Consider the following 20,557-nt stretch of genomic DNA (forward strand, 5'->3'; position numbering starts at 1 on the left):
TCACCTCACATGTTTGCTAATGCTAATTCAAGTTTAGGAACAAGCTCACCAACGATATCATCAGTTGATTTATCAACTCCATTGATATTAATAGTTATATTTGAATCACTAAAGCTATTTGAAGAATTCATTCCACTATTTCCGTAAAAGGATTCACCAGTGGTCATAGGCATTTCATAACTTGAATAAGTAGTATTTTCAGGTAATGCATACTGACTTGAAAAACTACTTTCAGGTATTTTGTAGTCCATACCAAAGTCATCTATACTATTATCAGTGTAATCGTAACTTCCTTCTATAGACCCTAGACTGCTATCTGAAAAAACAGGATTGTCCTCTATATCTGCTACTCCACCACTGGACGTACTGAAAGGAGATTCTAATTCACTAGTCCCACTTTTTGATGCTTCATAATTAGCATCAGCCTTTTCTCCCAACCAATTTGAGAATTTCTCCTGTTTTCCTCCTATCCATTCGTAAGCTTTTCCAACCCATTCTATTATAGGTTTTATTTTTTCCCATACAGCCGTAACGATAGACTTAATTGCTGGCCAAACTAGCTTAAAGAGATTAAAGATTATTTTAACCCCAGTAGCTAAATTATTCAGAACTGGTTTTACAACCTTCCAAAGCGTAGCAGCATACTCCTTCATACCTGAAAATGCTGTTCCGAATACATCTAATAAGAATCCTGACTCTTGTCCAATCCAACCAAATTTCTCCACGATCCAATTGGATATGCCACCAATAATCTCTTGTATCCCAGGCATTTGTTCAGCAATCCATGAAAATATTTTTCCAATGTAGGAGAATCCAGTTGAAATAGCTACCATGGTCGAAGTAACAAATTGTTGAAACGCTGGCGAAGAGATAAAATTACTTAGTGATTGTAACGCTGGTTGTAAATTCTGTAATAAAGACATTGATAAATCACCTAATACTGAACTCATATTCCCTTTTAACATATCAATTGTGCCTCCAGCCGTTTGTGAAAGCTGCTCTACGCCACCTTGGAAAAAGGGTTCAACTTTGTTCTTTATAATTTCATCAATACCTGCTCCTGACTCGATTGTAGAAGCATCAATATTTATGCCAAAGTCTATCATGCTTGCTGCATCTCCCGATTTAAGACTTTTCAGAGCAGACATCGCTTCACTAAGTGATTTGTTAGGATTAATTGCTGCCATATCTTCTGCAATTTTCAATAGTTCCATTGCTTCCTTTGTATCTCCACCGCTCATTTGTAATGCTTCTGTTCCAGCGGTCATAACTTGATTCGTATCAAAGGGAGTCTGACGACTATTATTTTTTAGTTGATTCAGATAATCATCTTGAACTTTTTTAATTTCACTGGCTGGTGTACCACCATTGTTTTTTTCAATTAGAGTCTTAATACTTAACTCATGTTTTTCTTGTTTAAGACCCATATCAATAAATTCTCCTATATTATCTTTTGCATAACTTAACGCTGAGCTAATAGGTGAAGATATAATATTCTTAAGCCCATTAAAAGCACCAGAAGCAGTTTTACTAATCCCCTTAAAAGCTGCACTACCGATTTTCTTAATACCACTAAAAGCAACACTCCCTGCTTTCTTAACACCTTTAAAAAGATTACTACTGATTTTTTTGATTCCTTTAAAGGCTTGTGTACCTGTTTTTCTAATACTTTTAAATACATTGCTACCTGTCTTCTTGATGCCTTTAAATATTGTACCGCTCACTTTTTTAATAGTTGTAAATGCAGTACTGCCTGCTTTTTTCACTGTTAAGAAAGCATTCTTGCCCTCTTTCTTAATGGCTGAAAAAACTGAACTACTTATATTTTTAATGTTTATAAAAGCTTGCTGCATACTATTTCGTGTTAATGATGCTAGAAGTTTTACTTTCTTAAAAGCTTCATTAATATCAACTTTTAATTTTACTCCAGCAAATGTAATTTTTATTTGGCTTTTTAACCTCTGCATTTCTTTTTTAAGAAGTGCGATCTCATCTTTGACAGCAACTAAATCTTTTTGAAAAGACTTTATTTCATTTCTTATACTTTTTATAGCACTTAAGTCATTTAATTCAGACATTCACCCCACCTCCCTCGCATTGGTATTGATTCTTCAATTCTTCTAACTCCAATTCCATGCTTGAAAAATAAAACAAGGACTCTGATGGATTTAAATTTAATATCTGCTCAGGTGAAATACCTTTTTTAAGATAATGATGGATCATATATAATTGTCCATCATTCTTTATGAGTTTTTTATATCAGCAACAACTTCCACTGAGTTAATATATCCGGCATACTTCAAACATTCTTTTGAAATATTAGTGATTTCACCAGGTTCAAATATTGCTTGGACGATATCATCCGGTTCTATTACCCCATAGGCTTGGTGTAGCTTTTGATCTTTTAAGTTTGGTTCAACTACACAATTGTAGACTACAAAGATATCTGCGTAATCTGTATCATCCATATCGATTGCTTCCAAGCATAACTTTCGGTCAGGTTTTTTGATAAGAATAGTTCCATCTAAGGAGTTGACATAAAGTTCACGCGTTTCTTCTCTACCATTTGTAATACTTTCTTTTTTATTTAATAGATCTTGTAAAGTCAGTTTTTTATGCATTTTATTGCCTCCTATATTAAATTTAAAACAGCTAACACCTGATCTAAGCCAAGTATTAGCTGTTGTAATAAGTACAGAATATTCTGTGATCTACTCAGCAGAAATTAAATCTGGGAAGTCGATATCGCTGATGGTGCAGCCGAAAGTGAATTCTCTTTCAAGCTTAGATCCTAATTCAAATTGCATTAATGTCAATTCATTGAACCATACGTTATCGATAACAACCCTTTCTGTTCCAAATGCATCTGGATCATCTAGTTTAGCAACAATTTGACCTCTTGGATCTTTGCCGCTTTTCCAAGCTTTAAGGAGTTTTTCAACACCTCTTGAATAGACTTTCTTAACTTTAAATGAACCTTCGCATTTAATACTTGTAATTTTGCTGTCTACATCCATTAAGCCAGCTTGATTAATTTCTTCACGGTTAGGTGTTGCTTTGAGTTCAAAGGATTCTACTTCAAATACCTGATCGCCATCCCACCAAAGTCTACCCCAATTACCACTGATTTGTCTGTATCCAGGAATTTTCGCCATATCCATACCTCCTACATGTTAATTGCAAATTGGATATCTTCCATTGCATCTACGAATTTAACTTTTGCTGTTACAAAGACTTCTGAACCTGTGTTAGCTTTCTTGACTTCTTCATCAGACATTAATGATGTATCCACACCTTGTCCAGATAAATAGCTGCGTTGTGCAACTATATCTACCTCAGCTTTATTTTCATAACTGCCATCTAATACATCTAAACGAGCCAATTCTTTGAAATATGTATTTACAGCTGCAATAAATAATGCTTTATTATCCACAGAATTAGCGACTTTACCAATGTAACCTTCTTCAAAGGTCTTCTTAATGTCTTCTTTCATCATATCTATGGCATCTAAAATCTTAATCTTCTTAAATTGATCGTTCATACCAACTTTAAGCGTCGTTAATGAGTTAACAGCTCGTCCAATTTTCACTTTCTCACCATCATTGATGAGGATTAATTGACCACCATCTATGGCTGCATCTGGACCAGTAACTGCATCTACATCATCTACTTCACCTAGCACGTGGTATGTAGCAGATTGATTTAATGGCATGGCTGCTAAAACCCCTGCAATACGTGGCGTGAAACCAGCAGTTGCATAAGTCGTTGAACCCACTTTAATATTGGCTGCTGTGAAGTTAATAATACCTTCATGATCACCAGCACAATTTGGTAAGACTGCCTTTAAAGTTTTATCAGCAGTTCTCATGTTTTCTACCCATGTTTTAACTGCATCTACTTTTGAATCCTCTAAAGAAGGAATCGCAAGGTAGTTGAACTTTTTGGTCTCTAAACGAGTAAGAGCATCCGTGTAGTCTGTTGCTGAAGATGCAATACGTTCAATGATAACTTCTGAAGGATTGGCTTTAAATGCCAATTGAATAGCATCATAGTTACCTGCAGTCCATTCACTCTCATTAACATCATTGATTGAAGCCACTGAAAATGAATCCTGACTATTGGTATCATCTTTAAGAATGAGTGCTACAATACCTCTTTGACTTCTTTTTACAGCAGTACTACCTGTGGTTTTAAATTGAATTAATAATTGTGGTAATCCCATTCTAATTCTCACTCCTTAAATGTAAATTCATCATTTTTTCTACTTCCTCCATGTCTTTCCCTGTTGTCAAATTCATGTTACCTGTGACTTTTAAATTCTCATCTTCATAGGAAGCTTCCCATTTATCTATGAAGATTTGACGCTCTTCTACTTGAATACTCCCCATACTCGTAAAGAGTTGATCTGCTAGAAGTAAGTCATTATAAAAGTCCATCTCTGTACTCTTACAAGTAATCTCAACTTGGATATCATGACTTGTACTATCCATGTTTTCCATTCTTGTAGGTAGAACAGTAATATAGCAGGCTGGTCTGGAATGTTCTGCTTTTGGTTGACCGCCAAAAACCGCACACCCCGATAAATCATTTTCTATCTTCTCTTTCACCTTAAGATAGATGTCTTGGTACATCATTGATTATCACCATCCTTGTGAAACTGTATGTAATAAATAATCCCTTCACTATACACGTGCATCATATATAAAGTCACCCTATTTTTCATCTTTTTAATAAAAAACTTTTTACTTCTGGATATTTTTTAATATTTATGATTGCTCTTTGAATATTTTTTGAAACATTTTGCTTGGCGATACCTAGCTCGCTAGCAATTTGAGGCATTGTTTTCTCATCGTAGTAATACAAAAATAAAATTTCCTTTTGACGGTGGGTTAATTTTTTTTCTATAGCTTGTCCCATTGCTTTTTTCATGTTGTCAATCAGGTTGTCATTGGTGGGACAATGATTAATCATGTCGTATTGTAAAAATATAGTTTCTTGGTTTTCTTGCGTTAAATGTATAATGCTCACTTCGCCACCAACCTTTCTCATAATAGTTTTTAGCTTCACGACCAATCTCCCGCATATCACGTTCGATTGAGCGTAGTAACTTAATCTGAACTTCTAAATTCTGTATAGCTTCCTCTTCGGTACTGGTTAATAGTTCTTCTTCCAGTAACTTTAGTCTGTAGAGTACCTTCTGACGTTTTTCATGATAAGCTTCTCCTATCTCTCTGAGATCTTTCCATTTCTCCATATTACACCTCCCTCATTATCGAACATTTGTTCTTGTTGTGTCATTATACTACCATAATCAACCAATGATGTCAATACAAAATACGAATACTTGTTCGCTTTATTAAATCTTCTACTATCAATTATTGATATGAGATAAACAATTTGTCTGATTTACTCCCCTTGTCTCGCTGTAAATTTTTCCCTAAAAAAAAACTTATCAGTCTTCATGAGCTTATCTGAAAGACACTTTTAACTTCTTTTTAACTAATAGTTAATAAATAACTTCACATAACAGTAGCCGAAAGCATCTAAGGGGTTCTATGGAGCAGTGAGCCATGGACGGCGAACCTGGCTGTCTAAGACATGGACGTCTTTCCAGCCAGCGAATAGAACCCCTTGGATGCTTGACCCCATTATAAATAACCCATCTTTTTAGCCTTAAAGATTTTCCCCTATATATATTAAAGAGACAAAAACTCCTCAAAATGCAAACCACTTTCTCAAATTTCTCAAAAAGAATTTTATTATTTTGTAGCATTTAATTTCCTAGATACAAAAAAACACCAACTCCAAACAAGAAGTTGATGCTCTCTCTTACTCTATTTCTATTAATTTTCTACCTATAACCCTTTCATTAAATTAGCCATCTCAATAGCTGTCATTGCTGCCTCATAACCTTTATTCCCTGCTTTTGTACCTGCTCTCTCAATAGCCTGCTCAATTGTGTCTGTAGTTAAAACACCAAAAATCACTGGCTTTTCCTCTTCAAGAGAAACATGAGCAATACCTTTAGCTACCTCGCCAGATACATACTCAAAATGGGCTGTAGCTCCTCTTATAACAGCTCCCAAGCAAATAACAGCATCATATTCCTCTTTCTTCGCCATCTTCTTTGCAACAAGCGGTATTTCAAAAGCCCCAGGCACCCAAGTAATATCAATCTCACTTTCATCTGCTCCATGACGAATTAATGCATCCTTTGCTCCCTCCAATAACTTTGAAGAAATGAACTCATTAAATCTTCCTACAATAATACCAAATCTCAATCCTTCAACAACTAATTGACCTTCATAAGTGTTCATCTGCCTTACCTCCGTATTGTCTTTCATTATATTTTTTCTAACATATGTTGCATTTTTTCTTTTTTCGTTTCTAAATAAAAGTGATTATGTTCACCAATACCAACCTCAATAGGAACTCTCTCTGTCACCTCTATGCCTCCATCTTCAAGACCTTTAATTTTCTCTGGATTATTGGTCATTAATTTGATCTTACTTATTCCTAAGTCTTTATACATGTCAACAGCTACTTGATAATCCCTTAAGTCCTCATCAAAACCTAAATGTAGATTAGCTTCTACCGTATCTAGCCCTTCGTCTTGTAAAGCGTAGGCTTTAATCTTATTCACTAAACCAATCCCTCGCCCCTCTTGTCTTAAATACAAGAGAACACCTCGACCTTCTTCTGCTATGATCTTTAAAGCTGCCTCTAGTTGAGAACCGCAATCGCAACGTGATGATCCTAGAACATCACCTGTTAAACATTCAGAATGAATACGTGTAAGAACAGGTGCTGTATCAGTCAGATCACCTTTGATCAAAGCAATATGGTGTGCTTTTGTTACGGGATGCTCATAGCCCTTTATAATAAATTCACCGTATTTGGTAGGTAAAGATGCTTCGCTGATTAATTGATAGGTACTTTCACTCTTTTTCCTGTACTCAATCAAGGCTTCAATAGTTATCATTTTAAGCTTGTGTACCTTAGCAAATTCTCTTAACTCAGTTAGTCTAGCCATATGTCCGTCTTCTTTTAGTATCTCGCAAATGACGCCGGCTTCTTCGCAACCAGCTAATCGAGCTAAATCAACAGCAGCTTCAGTATGCCCTTCTCTTTGAAGAACCCCTCCACTCTTGGCTACAAGTGGAAAAATGTGACCTGGCTTAGAGAAATCAATATCTTTACTACTTTGAGCAACTAACTTGTTAATTGTCAAAGCTCTTTCATAGGCTGATATACCTGTTGCACACTCTTTAGCATCCACCGAAACAGTAAATGCTGTTCCTCTTGGATCACTATTTTGATCTACCATCCTTGAAAGCTGAAGTTCATGGCTACGCTTTTCAGTAATAGGTACACATACCAACCCTCTCCCATGACTAACCATGAAATTAATATGTTCTGGCGTTACTTTTTCTGCAGCCATCACTAAGTCACCTTCGTTTTCTCTGTCCTCATCATCGACAACGATAATCATTTTTCCATCTTTAATATCTTGTATTGCTTCTTCAATGGTAGCAAACATTATTAGTCCTCCTTATCCCTTGATGTATCTCTCTAGTACAAAAGTGGCTAACCCCACACTTAAACTGGTGATAGAAAAGTATGGTTCCTTGCGAGCAAAACGCAGTACTTTCCTATTACCATATAAAATAAACTTAGTATTGATTGTATTAACCTAAAAATCCTGAATTTCCAAGTAGATCCATCATGTTTCTATTTCCTTTATTCTCTTGGTGAAGAAAATGATAAACATATTTGCCAATCATATCACATTCAATATTCAACTGATCTCCAACCCTCTTTTGGTCCAAGGTAGTAGTTCCACTTGTATGTGGAATAATACCTACTTCAAAAGAACCAGTATTAAGTTTTGCTAATGTTAAGCTGGTTCCATCTAAGGTCACAGAACCTTTTTGAATCATATACTTTAATAACTCTTTATCCACTTCTATGGCCACTCGCTTGGCATTCCCTTCGTTTCTTATACCTATGATTTTACCCATGCCATCAATATGCCCCGAAACCAAGTGACCGCCCAGTGGAGTACTGAGTCTTAATGCCTTTTCTAAATTCACAATATTACCAATTTTCTGTTCTTTCAAGTTAGTCATCTTATAGGTTTCTGGCATGATATCTGCTACGAAATAATCACTTCCCTTTTCTGTGACGGTTAAACAAACACCATTAGTAGCAATACTGTCCCCTAGCTTCAAATCTTGAAGCACAATATCAGCCTTCACTTTGATAACAGCATGATCACCTTTTAGATGGTTGGCTAATACAACGCCTGTCTCTTCAATGATTCCAGTAAACATATCTATCTCCTCACCTTGCCTTTAATCATAATATCCTGCCCCAAAACTTTTACTTCCATATCTCGTAATGCAGGAACTTCTGCTAATCTTGCAAATCCTTTACCTTCAACCGCAGTTAAAGCATTCTTACCTCCAATCAACTTTGGTGCTAGAAGTACTACTACTTCATCAACAATATCTGCTTTTAAAGCACTTTCGTGGATGGTACCACCACCTTCTATGAGTATGCTATTGATCCCTCTTTGACCAACTTCATGCATTAATACTTTCATATCTACATGCTGATCAACTTCAGGTAAGCGTATCACTTCTATACCCATGGCTTCATAAGCTTTTTGCTTATCTTTATCCATCTTATCCGTTGTGGCAATAATAGTCGTCATCTCTTTTGCAGTTTGGACTATTTGGCTATCCAAAGGTGTTTTACCTGTTGAATCAACAATAATTCGAATAGGATGACTCAAACGCTCTTTTTCTATTCTTACATTCAACATAGGATCGTCTTTAATGACTGTATTAACACCAACTAAAATACCAGCGACTTGTTGCCTTAGTTGATGTCCTGCCTTTCTAGCTTCTTCACCAGTAATCCATTTGGATTCACCAGTAGCTGTGGCTATTTTACCATCCAGCGAGGCTGCATATTTCATAATAACGTAAGGCTTTTTATCTTGGATATGTTTCAGAAAAAAGCGATTCTGCTCAGCAATTGCTTGTTCTAAGCAACCAACCTCAACCTGGATTCCTGCTTCTCTCAACCGCTGTATCCCTTTACCAGTCACTAACTCATTGGGATCTAGCATACCTACCACCACTTTGCTAATACCTGATGCAATAATGGCTTCTGTACAGGGTGGTGTTTTTCCAAAGTGGTTGCAAGGTTCTAAGGTGACAAACATGGTTGCTCCTTTAGTATTTTCAGTTGCCTGATTAATCGCATTGACTTCAGCATGGGGGCCACCATAATAAGCATGATAACCTTCACCGATTATTTTTTTATCTTTTAGGATTATTGCACCAACTAGCGGATTAGGGTTAACAAAACCTTCACCTTTTTGCGCTATAGTGATAGCTCTTTTCATCCATTCTGTATTCAAATATCTCACCTCACGGCTAATGTATTCTACATAATAACTCTTATCAGGGAAAATTTATGAGAAAAAAGATATGAATTAGACACTAAAAAACCTGAAGATCGTTAACAATCTTCAGGGTATGTACATAAAAAAATATCCAGACAGTCATCAATTCATGTTACTTTGACATGTTGATGGACCATCTCAATTACCTTCTTTCATCCAGACTTTACTGTCGGTCTTGGAGTTTCACCAAGTCTGCTACATAGTAGCTCGCGGACTATAACCGCCGGTCGGGAATTTCACCCTGCCCTGAAGGAATTACTATTCAATTGAGTTTATTATAAAATAAAGTATCCATAAATGTCAAGTAATTTTTCTTTCAGCCTCTATTTGCACTGATTCATAGAGTGAAAAAGAATGGGATGTTGATGTTTTAGAAGTTATGTTTTTATTAAGAGTGTCATAAAATGTAAAGAGATTCCATCCATTGTAAAGGAGTATGAACCAATGTATTCAAATTCATTTTATCGATACCCAGTTAGACAAAATCAAAATAATAATAGATACATTACTGTTGATGGTTTCTATATTCAACAGCTTATACCTGATACTTTTTTAGTCAAAGTAAGTTTAAGCTCTTATGCTGATACAACCTTTGAAGCAGTTACTAATAATAATAATCTCTATGACCAAACTGCGAAAGGCATTAAGGAATTCGGTATTAAGGAAGAAGATATTATTCTGGATAATACTTCAGTTACACCGATTTTTGAAGATGGCACGAATATCACTTCTTATAAAGCTACAACCACCTTTACCATTAGGGTCTATAATTTTCAAACTGTACTAGAAGCCTTAAGTTCACCTGGAGATCTTAATTTTGAAGGAATAACTTTTACCCTTACCAATCCTGAAGAACATTACCAACAGGTGCTTAACCGAGCTACAGAAAATGGTATTAGAAAGGCAAAAGAAATAGCAGATGCAATTGGTGTATCCATCGATCCTATTCCATTATCCATTAAAGAAATAACTGATCTGGATCAGTTAATAGAAAGAGTGACCAGTTCAATACCTGGTGAAATAAGTACCTTAAAAGAGGGTTTTGTCTATATTGAAGCTAAAGTCCAAGAGGTATTTAAAATACATACCCCTATGTAAACTATTCATTAATTCATTCATAAAAGTGTTACCTTGCCATGCCCTCTCACATAAAATGTAATGAGGATTCATCCAGTGATAAGGAGGGTGTAGATGTACCCATTATTATTTTATCGTCGAGGAAGCTATTCAAGTAACCCCTATCAGAGAGAAATTATTGTTGATGGATACTATGCTATGCGTAAAACACCCGATTCCATAGTTATCACAACTAGCTTCTCCACTTTTGGTAATACCGCCTTAGAGGCTGAGGCAGCTAACCAAGATAAATTGAATATGATAAAAGAAGAACTGAAAGATACCGGTATAAAAGACGAAGATATATATATCATTGGTAATACGGTTACGCCTATTTATAAAGGGGATACGATTACATCTTTTAAAGCCACAACAGACTTTAATATCCAAGTATACTCCTTTAATACTCTATTAGAGTATGTTAACAACGCATATGCAAATGATCTTAACATCGAAGAAATCAATTTTACACTTGATGACCCACAAACCTATTATTACGATGCCTTACAAAAGGCAGTTGAAGACGGGGTTATAAAAGCAGAAGATATCGCTAAAACTCTTGGGGTATCCATTGATCCTACTCCACTTATGGTAATTGAAGTTAGTAATATAAAAGATTTTTATGAAGGTATTACTATCCGAACACCAGGTGAGATTGATATCTTAAAATATGGTTTTATATTTGTTGAAGCTCAAGTACGAGAAACTTTCGTAATTCTTACAACCCCTGTACAACATGAATAAATCCCGACAAAAAGACCCTTTAGATATCTAAAGGGCTTATCATTCATGTTATCCTTTTGTAGAACCAAGCATTATACCAGAGATAAAGTATTTCTGAAGGAAAGGATAGAGTATGAGTAATGGCATAATAGAGAATACTACACCTGCCATCTGAACATTATTGGTAATAAAACTAACTGGCGAAGCACCATCAGAGTCAATGACTAATCCCATCAAAGCAAGTTGCAAGGTATACTTATCTGGATCTTGTATAAATAAGAGGGCTTCCATATAATGATTCCAACGGTTTACAAAGTCAAATAAAATCATGGTTGCCAGTCCCGCCTTAGCTAGCGGTAAGTATATTTTCATAAGCATTTGCATTTCATTAGCCCCTTCAATATAAGCTGCTTCTCCTAGAGATGGAGGGACGCCTTCAAAGAAGTTCTTCAGTAATAAAATGGTATAGGCATTAACCATGTTGGTTAATATAATAGCCCACAATGTATTGATTAGATTTAATTCCTTATACAAGAGATACATGGGGATCATGATATTTTGCAATGGTACCATTAATGTGATCATGACAAATACCATGAATATTTTCTTTCCTGGAAATTGATGACGTGCTACCACATAGGCTGTCAAAGAGCAAATTGAAATATGTAGCGAAACACCTACTACAGTAACAAACACATTGTTTATAAAAGGTCTAAGTATTTTAATCTCACTGAACAATGTTATAAAACCGGATATTGAAATTGGATTTGGAAATAAGATAATACCAGGTTCCATTGAATTATAGTCTGTTGAAAAGGCTAATGCAAAGGTGTTAACCAACGGAAGGATCATTGTTGATACCAACAGAATCATAATAATGATATTAATGATGTTAAATATTGTTCTACTTTTTGTTTTATACTCTCTCATGATTATTCCCCCTAAGCTTCCTTATTTCTATTAACGATTAGTTGTTGAATAATCGTGAAAATGGCTATTAGAAGGAGCATAAAAAATGCTACTGCAGAAGCATAGTCAAATTTAAGTTTTTGTATACCCATGCGATAAGTATAGGTCATTGCCACATCAACTTTATCGATGATCATTGGGTTTTCTAGTATATGCGATTGGCTAAACTGTCTTAAATTCGATATAAGATTAAGGACAAATACCACCTTTATTGTACTCATTAAACTTGGTAAGGTTATATATATAATTTGCTTCAAGCGACCTGCTCCATCAATATATGCAGCTTCAAATAAATTAGGATCTATATTCGTTAGTGCAGCTAACATAATGATACAACCATAACCAACAGTTTTCCAAATATTTAGAAAAATGAATAGAGGTTGTGCAATGTCTTCATTAACAAAGAAGTGTATGGGTTCTCCACCAAACATTCTAATCACTTCATTAATAAGACCAGTATCTGGGGCCATTAAGCTGATCCATATACCTCCTACAGCTACCCATGAAAATAGATTAGGTGTATAGATAATAGTCTGTGTTATTCTTTTGAAGCCTTTATTGGTAAGCTCATTAAGCAATATGGCAATAAGGATTTGTGCACTTAAACCAATGAATAAATTTCCACCCGCTAGAATAAGAGTGTTCCTAAAGGCTCGCCAAAAGTTCATATCCACAAGGATGGCTTTGTAGTGCTTAAAGCCTACAAAATCGTATTCTCCAAAAATATTATAATTGGACAAGCTGATGGAAAACCCTCTAAAGATGGGTACATAGTAAAAAATAATAATATAGATTATTGCTGGTAGTAAAAGTAAGTAAACCTGCTTTTTCTTCCATATTTCTTTTGAAAGCCTGGTATTACTTAATGTAGTTGGTGATGCAGTTAAGTTGCTTCGCATACTGACCTCCCTTTCTATAATAGAGGCTGGATATACCAGCCTCCTTTATCTATAATTTCATTTATTAATCAATCATATCTCCTGCTCTCAACTCTTCTTGCATTGCTTTAACAGCTTCCTCACCTGTTATAGCTCCCATGATCGCTTTGATGGCATACTTCTCTACTACCTCTTTAGCATCAGATGATGATTCAAGAATAGTCTCAGGTACGGCATATTTCATAATAATTTCTTGTGATTGTCTAAAGTTTTCTCCTTCTTTAACAGGATTCACCCATTGACCACTCTTAGGTATTGTTGCACCATGATTCATAGCATGTGCCTCACCAATTTCTGTAAGGACAACTTGCCCATCTTTCATTTCGTAGTCATGACCTTCAATACCAACACAGTTGAGCATACTACCTTCTGGTGTATGGAAGAATTCCATAGCTTTAAAAGCAAAATCTTTGTTCTCTGATTGTGAATGCAGATACCAGTTTCCATCAAGACCAGCAATTAAAATACCATTGCCATTCTCATCTAATGCTGGTGCCATACCTCTTACTTCAAAGTCTGTATCAGGATTAGTTGCTTTGGCTCTTTCATTAAATAAGCCAGCCCAGAAATCCCAATAAGTAAAAGTTGCACATTTATCTGTAAAGATTAATTCACGACAATCCGAACTTCCGTTTGTAGCAAAGTTAGGATCTAATAAGCCATCAGTATATAACTTGTTTAACCAATCATAGACTTCTGCTGCTTCGTCAGATGCCCATGGGAAAGTTCTTTTTCCATCAACAATCTTATATTGACCTACTAAGCCTTTAGCACTCATATAAGGTTGAATATCATACATTTGTTTCATCGTAACACCATAAGTATCATCAACACCATTACCATCAGGATCATTATAAGTCATAGCATAATAGAAATCATAATACTCATCTAACGTAGTAGGAACTTCTAAACCAAGTTTTTCTACCCAGTCCCAACGAACTAATGGTAAACGTCCACCTTCATATTTACTAAAGACACCAAATATTTCGCCATCTTTTTTAATTCTTTCCCACTCACTTGGTGGTATGATATCTGGGTTACTTAATACTTCTGAATTCTCAACGTATTCTGTAATAGGAGCAAAAACCCCAAGTGGATAGAACTTTTCAAATAAGTCTGTTCCCATGTACATGACGTCATAGACTTCCCCTGCTGCAATAGATGCAGTAATTTTCTCCTCAAACCCTTGACCTTCAAGCTTATCCATTTCTATTTCTACACCTGATAACCTTGAAAATTCTTCTACCCATAACTCATGTTCTTCTGGATCTTTACCACCTGTAATTGCAGTTATCATTTTAACAGGCTCTTTTTGAACCACTTCTTCTTTAGGTGCTTCTTCTTCTTTAGGTGCTTCTTCTTTAGGTGCTTCTTCCTTAGTCTCTTTTGCACTTTGCTCAGTCGTTGTCTCTTCTTTCTTATCAGTTGTCTCAGAAGCGCAACCCATAAGAGATGTCGCTAATAAAATAGTTACTAAAAGTAAAACCCCAATACTCTTTAACTTCATAATCTTCCTCCTGTATTGTATACATTATTTCGCAAGGCCTTGACATATTGTACAAAACCATTAAATCATTTTAGGTGTTTTTTGTAAATAATCACATTATACATTAACTATCATAAATACTTATTCTGAAGATGATTTAGCTTTCTTCCGATACTCACCTGGGGTTATGCCTTCGAACTTTTTAAAGAACCTACTAAGACTCTGATGATTATTATAACCTACCTTTTCAGCAATCTCACGAATGGATAAATCGCTTGTTTCTAGATAGTTTTTTACCTCTTCAATACGTAACATATTAATATAATAGACATAAGTCATGCCAGTATTTTCTTTTACAATCCTTCTAATATGTGAATAGCTCAAACCTGTCTTTTCTTCAAGATGTTGAATATCAAAATTACTATTAATGAAATTATCTTGTATGACTTGAATGACCTTATGTGTATTACTATCATTAAAGGTGTTTTGCATATATGTGATGATGCTTGCATAAAAATGACGTAACACTTGATGTATATCTTCAAGAGTTTCTTGTTCCAATATCTTACGATTAATATCAAAATTATCGCCAAAGACTTTTGGTAAACTTACACCCATTTGGGTTAAGAATTCAACGGTGTGACCAATAATGGTAAAGTAAACTTGTAAAATATTATCGTATCCAATGCTTTGACTATCTTTTATATCGTAATAGCTTTCTAAAAGAAGCTCATTGATCTTAACTTCATCATTATCCTTCAAATAATTAATCAACAGATTATCCTTACCAAAAGCATAATACTCAAACTCATCTTTCTGCAACTCATGATAAAATAGATTACAATTAACCCCATAGGTAATACGATAATTTAAGGCTTCCAAAGCTTCTAAGTAGGAAGCATTAACATTCTCATGAATATTCCCTACAGCCACTGATGTAGTAAATTGCTTGATAATGGATAGTTGCTGATGAATATGTTCAATAAGTCTTTTTAGTTCACCATAACCATAATTTTTAGGGACAGATATGATAATTCCAACCTTATCGTTTTCCAATAAGGTTCCCCTACAAGGATAGTGAGTATCAATGACTTTCTCTGAAGTCCTTCTTACTAGCTCTTTATAGAGATAGCGTTCATTGGTTGAATAAGTCTTAGACAAATTCTTATAGTGATCTATTGATATAATCAGCGCTACGTAGCTACCATAATCATCTACTAAAAGGGATGGACTAATGGGTTTATAACCTCTTAAGATATCTTGAACTTCCTTTTGCATCATATCTTTCTTATTGGATTCAAAGAGTTGACTGAGTTGATTTTTCTCTTTAATGATAGAGTGAATCATGTCATTGATAATACGTAACTCATTTTTACTTTCACTCTTATGTATATCAGTCTTCAAAACTGCTAGTGTATTTTTGATAGGTTGATAAAAGCGTTTAGTCACAATATAAGATAATAAAAGACCAAAGCTGGTAATCACCAATCCTAAGATAATTACCAAATATCTGAATTGATAAGTACTTTTCAGTAATTCCTGTATAGCAGTATATTTAATAAAAATCAAATTATGATCCGATGAAAAGGCATAGGATAATATATACCTTTCTCCCATGATATTTTTTGTAAAATAACCGTGACTTTCTTGCAATTGCTCTTGGTTTTCCTCCTCAAAAGCTTGAAGTACTTCAAGGCTCTCTTTATTTTTTTGTGTTATCATTTTCCCATTTTTATTAATGATAATAAAATTGTTTTCATCTCCCTCTAGATTATTGGTAGGTATAAGATTTTCATCATAGATATTGATGGCAACAGCTCCTTTTAATTGCTTATTGGGATAAATATCAAAAGGATAAATAAAAGTAACAATTTGAGAGTTATAATCTGTGGTAACCTTCCATGGCATATTCTTTTCTTTTAAATAACCATCATCTACTGATTTACGCGATGCTGTCATTTGCATGGTATACTTATTTTCCTCATATAGATTAATCCAATCAGTATAGTAGAAATCACTTCGCTCATCAAAACCATCTGAAGAGGATATGATATGGTCTGTATTGGCGTTGTAAAGATAAATAGAATGAATGTTGTTGTTATAAGAACTTAGCTCATATAATAGATCCATGATTTCACTACAACTATAGACATACTCGTAGCTGCGTATTTGATGATCATTTTTAAACATGTCCACAACTTTATCATGAGAGGCAATGAGGACGAAGGTATTCTTTACTTCATTCATAATGTCATCAGAATTATTTTGTAAAAGATATAAACTGGTTGCATCAGCGTTACTTAGCTCCTCACTAAAGAAACGCATCATACCAAAATTAAAGAAACTGGTTAAGACAACTACTGGAATAATCAAAAAAAGCACAAACCCAAAAAAGAGCTTATGCAGTATACTGCCACCCATCATAAAACCTCCCCTTTCATTATGTCCAGTAAATAACTTCACTTAACAATTTAACCCCTATTATCCATGACCCTATTCAGTCTGTGAAGTTAACCAAGTATTCATTCTGCGTATGTAGAATATTGTATATGACTATTATAACGTATTTTTTTATCTTTGTCAGATATGACTCCTACTCCTTACCTTTATCTAACCTCATCATAGAAACCTTGTAAATGTTCACTTTCTTAAGTGATTATCAAATATAATCATAATCACTAAAAGACACACCAAGGAATTAACCTTTGTGTGCCTTTTGTACATTAATATTTTAGTATTCCATAACAACAATTTGATGAGTTGCAAATTCAGGTAAAGTCAATGTCACCTTTCCATTGGTTTGGTCAAATTTAATATCTTTCATATCAGGTGCGGTATAAACTCTTTTAACTTGTTGCTCAACTGTTACCTCAATTGGTGTATTGTAAATTGTTGGAGTATCTTCTATGATTGAAGCAACCCCTCTTTGGATTGGTGATGCATATAGTAGATGAAGAATATATCGATCTTCTTTTCCTTGATGCACGAATCTTATACGACCTGCACTTGGTAGCTCTACTTTGACAACTGGTTCATCATAGACTAGCTCTAATGCATTGGTGAAATAATGACGATGGAATGTAGCTCCATACTCTTTATACATTTTACTAATTTTGTGTGCAAGATAGACAGTATTACCTTTTTTAATAGCTGCAGGATAATCCGCATCTTCTAATTGATATGGTGTATTGAGGTGTGAACAGAAATGACCATATGTACGGCTGAAATATGGTTCACGTATGCTAGCTAATACCTCTGCATCTTTAACATCTACCTGGCTACCACTTTCATAAAATAGGAATGGTGCAGTAATGATGTGATCACTAAGCTTATCCGCCATCACATAGTCAATATCGTATTCAGAATGTCCTCTATAGCTAGCACCAATATCTAACATGAACTCTTTTTTGTCCTTATCTAATGCACTTTCACCCATGATGAGGAGTGAACCGCCTTTAGCTTGAAACTCTTTTAAAGCTCTAGCCCACTCTTGTTCTAAAGTAACTTCATCTGGTAAAATAATAGCTTTAAATCGTTCCATATCCTCTATGCTATGAACGATATCAAAATCAAAATGACTATCCAAAAGTAACTTTGCTAATCCTTCATTAATTTCTGGATCTTTCGTAATCATCACTCCAAGGTTAGCAGTTTCCTCTACATCATAGCAATAATCTTCAATAGCTTCAACATATTTAAATCCTTCACCAATCAATCGATAGGTTTCTAAATCCATTAAGCCCGATGGATGAAGTTGATCACCTATGCTGATTCTAGCACCATATGTCATCAATGAAGCACATTCATACTTAATGGCTTCTGGTGCCTTAAACCCGCCAAACTCACCCCACGCACGATGAAACTTACCTGTCATCCCAAGATAATCTTTCTCTTTACGTGAGAAGTACTTTGCTCGGATTGGCATTTTATCATAACCACCCCAAGTAGTTGGTAGATCTTCTAGCTCAAAGTGGGTATTGGCATAATGCCATTGAGGCATTGTCATTTCTGCTCCACCTGAATTAAAGAAAACTGTAGCTTCAGGATGTTTAGCAAAAAGACGTTCTCTTAGCCCATCCATGGTTTCTTTTCTCTTTATTGTATAGTACTCTAATGCATCTTCTTCGTTATCAGGATTAAGACCCATAGCTTTCATACCAGCCACACAACTATCACAGTAACAAACATCACTCATAAACACGATATCATAGAAGATACCATCCACTCGGTCATAACGTTCGCCTATTTCCTCGGTAATATCGTAAAGGTGTTGTTGATACCCACCTGCTGGACAAAGATGAACCCAAGAACACTCTGGTTTTTCATCATTTTCATTTGCATTTAAGTCATAATGCCATGTTTGGTAATTCCCTTCTTTATCTTTACAACGCCATTCATGATGTGTCTCTTCATCATATACAGACCACCCCAATGTTACATAAATTGGAGCAAATACCCCTATTTCATGACATGCATCCATCATCGCCTTAGTTAAGTCAAAGTTAGGATCTAAATGTGGGTGAATGGTTCCTACTTTTGTTGGATAATAGCAAAAACCGTGGTGGCATTTTGCAAAGACCGTCATACTATTCACATGACCTAATTTTAAAGCCTGTTGGAAATTTTCTTTATCAAATTTTTCTCCAATACCTGGTATATACTCTGAGGTATGGAAGTCTAAATGGATTTGTCTTGATGGTAAACGTCTCATTATTTCATCTCCTTTAACCTTGTTTAGTAATCGTTTTCTACACAACATTAGTATAGCATTTGGAGAAAAATAAAATTATAAATTTATTCATCAAAACTTGTAATATATTAAGAAGTTAATAACTTCCAATTCTACAGAGTGATAAAGCTAAAGGTATCTCGCGAGATACCTTTAGCTTTAGTTGATTAGATTAATTGCAAAAGACAAGATTAAAACGAGGTTAATCATGAGGAAACTATAAATTGAATAAATAAATGTATCTTTTTTACTTTGCAGTTTCACAAATTCATCTATATTGATATAAACAGGGATGGCTATCAATAGGATTGTTAAAGAAATAGGTGGTGTAATTCTTAATAAAGCCATTACTAAGACATCTATAAATGAAAGCAGATATAGAAGTTTATATAGTTTTAATCCTTTGTCTTTCCCTATATAAATAGGAAGCGTGTATCTCTTATTTTCTAAGTCATCCTCCATATCACAAATATTATTAGCTAACATAATGTTCGCAGTGGTTAATATCACTGGTACAGATAGAAGAATTATTGATAATAACTCCTTTAAATCAGTTGATACCACTACCTGATGCCAATCATCCATAGAGAATGTAATAAGACCAAGGTCTATGATGTGAATATATACGGCTAGGAATGTGATACCAAATCCCATGGTTACCCCTGACACGATTTCACCCAAAAAGGTTCTGGATATAGGCACTGGACCAGCTGAGTACAAGTAAGCTATCATGAAAGCTATCCCGCCAATCAATAAGACTAGAATATTTGTCCTCCATACTAGTATCAACCCAACTATTGAAGCAATAAGAACTAAAAAGAAAATGATTGTAATGACTACTCCTTCTTTTAGACTTCCACTAACAATAGCATTATGAGTTTCATAGTTATATCCATATTTCTTTAAAGCTCGCTTATAATCATAAAAATTATTCAATGCGGTCGTAGCCATATCAATACATAAGAGTGCCACTAGCATAAGCATAAAATTAATACTGTCAAAGGACTTGAAATGATACATAACATATAGAGAGCCTAAGAGTAAGGGGATAAGGCTGGCAACTTTCGTTGGAATTTCTACTAATTTAAGAAAGTTCTTCATATTCATTGAATTCACCTCTT

The 20,557-nt window shown here is 34.9% G+C and carries 19 protein-coding genes and 1 riboswitch; of the genes, 2 read left to right on the forward strand and 17 right to left on the reverse strand.

Annotation, left to right across the window (positions count from 1 at the left end; all coding sequences use genetic code 11):
- Positions 1–5 precede the first annotated feature (5 nt).
- From C1Y58_RS02290 to ribD, 11 genes are all read right to left on the reverse strand, one after another.
- On the reverse strand, positions 6–2,078 hold the full coding sequence (locus tag C1Y58_RS02290; protein WP_105614369.1) for a phage tail family protein: 2,073 nt from the start codon (positions 2,076–2,078) through the stop codon (positions 6–8).
- A 165-nt stretch (positions 2,079–2,243) separates the two neighbouring features.
- On the reverse strand, positions 2,244–2,621 hold the full coding sequence (locus tag C1Y58_RS02295) for a phage tail assembly chaperone (protein ID WP_105614370.1): 378 nt from the start codon (positions 2,619–2,621) through the stop codon (positions 2,244–2,246).
- 90 nt (positions 2,622–2,711) lie between these two features.
- Entirely contained in the window at positions 2,712–3,155 is a 444-nt protein-coding gene (locus tag C1Y58_RS02300; RefSeq protein WP_105614371.1) for a phage tail tube protein, read from the reverse strand.
- An 11-nt stretch (positions 3,156–3,166) separates the two neighbouring features.
- Positions 3,167–4,222, reverse strand: coding sequence for a phage tail sheath C-terminal domain-containing protein (locus tag C1Y58_RS02305; protein WP_105614372.1), 1,056 nt, complete (start codon positions 4,220–4,222; stop codon positions 3,167–3,169).
- Between the two features lies 1 nt (position 4,223).
- The gene (locus C1Y58_RS02310) at positions 4,224–4,634 is read right to left on the reverse strand and encodes a phage tail terminator family protein (RefSeq protein WP_105614373.1); all 411 of its coding nucleotides are present in this window, start codon (positions 4,632–4,634) and stop codon (positions 4,224–4,226) included.
- 85 nt (positions 4,635–4,719) lie between these two features.
- The gene (locus C1Y58_RS26820; RefSeq protein ID WP_242985314.1) at positions 4,720–4,929 is read right to left on the reverse strand and encodes an RNA polymerase sigma factor; all 210 of its coding nucleotides are present in this window, start codon (positions 4,927–4,929) and stop codon (positions 4,720–4,722) included.
- Between the two features lie 34 nt (positions 4,930–4,963).
- Positions 4,964–5,254 (reverse strand): hypothetical protein, encoded by a 291-nt coding sequence (locus tag C1Y58_RS26345; RefSeq protein WP_157949907.1) that lies wholly within the window; start codon positions 5,252–5,254, stop codon positions 4,964–4,966.
- Between the two features lie 601 nt (positions 5,255–5,855).
- On the reverse strand, positions 5,856–6,317 hold the full coding sequence (ribH, locus tag C1Y58_RS02320) for a 6,7-dimethyl-8-ribityllumazine synthase (RefSeq protein WP_105614375.1): 462 nt from the start codon (positions 6,315–6,317) through the stop codon (positions 5,856–5,858).
- Positions 6,318–6,343: 26 nt separating this feature from the next.
- Positions 6,344–7,540 carry a bifunctional 3,4-dihydroxy-2-butanone-4-phosphate synthase/GTP cyclohydrolase II gene (locus C1Y58_RS02325; protein WP_105614376.1) on the reverse strand — a complete coding sequence of 399 codons (1,197 nt, stop codon included), beginning with the start codon at positions 7,538–7,540 and terminating at the stop codon, positions 6,344–6,346.
- A 148-nt stretch (positions 7,541–7,688) separates the two neighbouring features.
- Complete coding sequence (ribE, locus tag C1Y58_RS02330) at positions 7,689–8,333, reverse strand: riboflavin synthase (RefSeq protein WP_105614377.1); 645 nt, start codon at positions 8,331–8,333, stop codon at positions 7,689–7,691.
- Positions 8,334–8,335: 2 nt separating this feature from the next.
- Positions 8,336–9,439 (reverse strand): bifunctional diaminohydroxyphosphoribosylaminopyrimidine deaminase/5-amino-6-(5-phosphoribosylamino)uracil reductase RibD, encoded by a 1,104-nt coding sequence (gene ribD, locus C1Y58_RS02335; protein WP_334293827.1) that lies wholly within the window; start codon positions 9,437–9,439, stop codon positions 8,336–8,338.
- A gap of 176 nt (positions 9,440–9,615) precedes the next feature.
- Positions 9,616–9,733, reverse strand: a riboswitch (FMN riboswitch).
- Positions 9,734–9,919: 186 nt separating this feature from the next.
- Between ribD and C1Y58_RS02340 the strand changes: the two genes are divergently transcribed.
- The gene (locus C1Y58_RS02340) at positions 9,920–10,573 is read left to right on the forward strand and encodes an SIMPL domain-containing protein (RefSeq protein ID WP_105614378.1); all 654 of its coding nucleotides are present in this window, start codon (positions 9,920–9,922) and stop codon (positions 10,571–10,573) included.
- Between the two features lie 93 nt (positions 10,574–10,666).
- Positions 10,667–11,335 carry an SIMPL domain-containing protein gene (locus tag C1Y58_RS02345; protein ID WP_105614379.1) on the forward strand — a complete coding sequence of 223 codons (669 nt, stop codon included), beginning with the start codon at positions 10,667–10,669 and terminating at the stop codon, positions 11,333–11,335.
- Between the two features lie 48 nt (positions 11,336–11,383).
- On the opposite strand, the gene C1Y58_RS02350 is transcribed toward C1Y58_RS02345, so the two are convergent.
- The 6 genes from C1Y58_RS02350 to C1Y58_RS02375 form a co-directional block, all read right to left on the reverse strand.
- Positions 11,384–12,244, reverse strand: a complete 861-nt coding sequence (locus C1Y58_RS02350) for a carbohydrate ABC transporter permease (protein WP_105614380.1) — start codon at positions 12,242–12,244, stop codon at positions 11,384–11,386.
- Positions 12,245–12,255: 11 nt separating this feature from the next.
- On the reverse strand, positions 12,256–13,182 hold the full coding sequence (locus C1Y58_RS02355) for an ABC transporter permease subunit (protein WP_105614381.1): 927 nt from the start codon (positions 13,180–13,182) through the stop codon (positions 12,256–12,258).
- Between the two features lie 64 nt (positions 13,183–13,246).
- On the reverse strand, positions 13,247–14,728 hold the full coding sequence (locus C1Y58_RS02360) for an extracellular solute-binding protein (RefSeq protein ID WP_105614382.1): 1,482 nt from the start codon (positions 14,726–14,728) through the stop codon (positions 13,247–13,249).
- Between the two features lie 120 nt (positions 14,729–14,848).
- Positions 14,849–17,128, reverse strand: a complete 2,280-nt coding sequence (locus C1Y58_RS02365) for a helix-turn-helix domain-containing protein (RefSeq protein ID WP_157949908.1) — start codon at positions 17,126–17,128, stop codon at positions 14,849–14,851.
- Between the two features lie 310 nt (positions 17,129–17,438).
- Positions 17,439–19,418 (reverse strand): alpha-amylase family protein, encoded by a 1,980-nt coding sequence (locus C1Y58_RS02370; RefSeq protein ID WP_157949909.1) that lies wholly within the window; start codon positions 19,416–19,418, stop codon positions 17,439–17,441.
- Between the two features lie 177 nt (positions 19,419–19,595).
- Positions 19,596–20,543 (reverse strand): 1,4-dihydroxy-2-naphthoate polyprenyltransferase, encoded by a 948-nt coding sequence (locus tag C1Y58_RS02375; RefSeq protein ID WP_105614385.1) that lies wholly within the window; start codon positions 20,541–20,543, stop codon positions 19,596–19,598.
- Between the last annotated feature and the right edge of the window lie 14 nt (positions 20,544–20,557).

The organism is Vallitalea okinawensis (assembly GCF_002964605.1).
GTDB classification, from domain to species: Bacteria; Bacillota; Clostridia; order Lachnospirales; family PQDH01; genus Vallitalea_A; species Vallitalea_A okinawensis.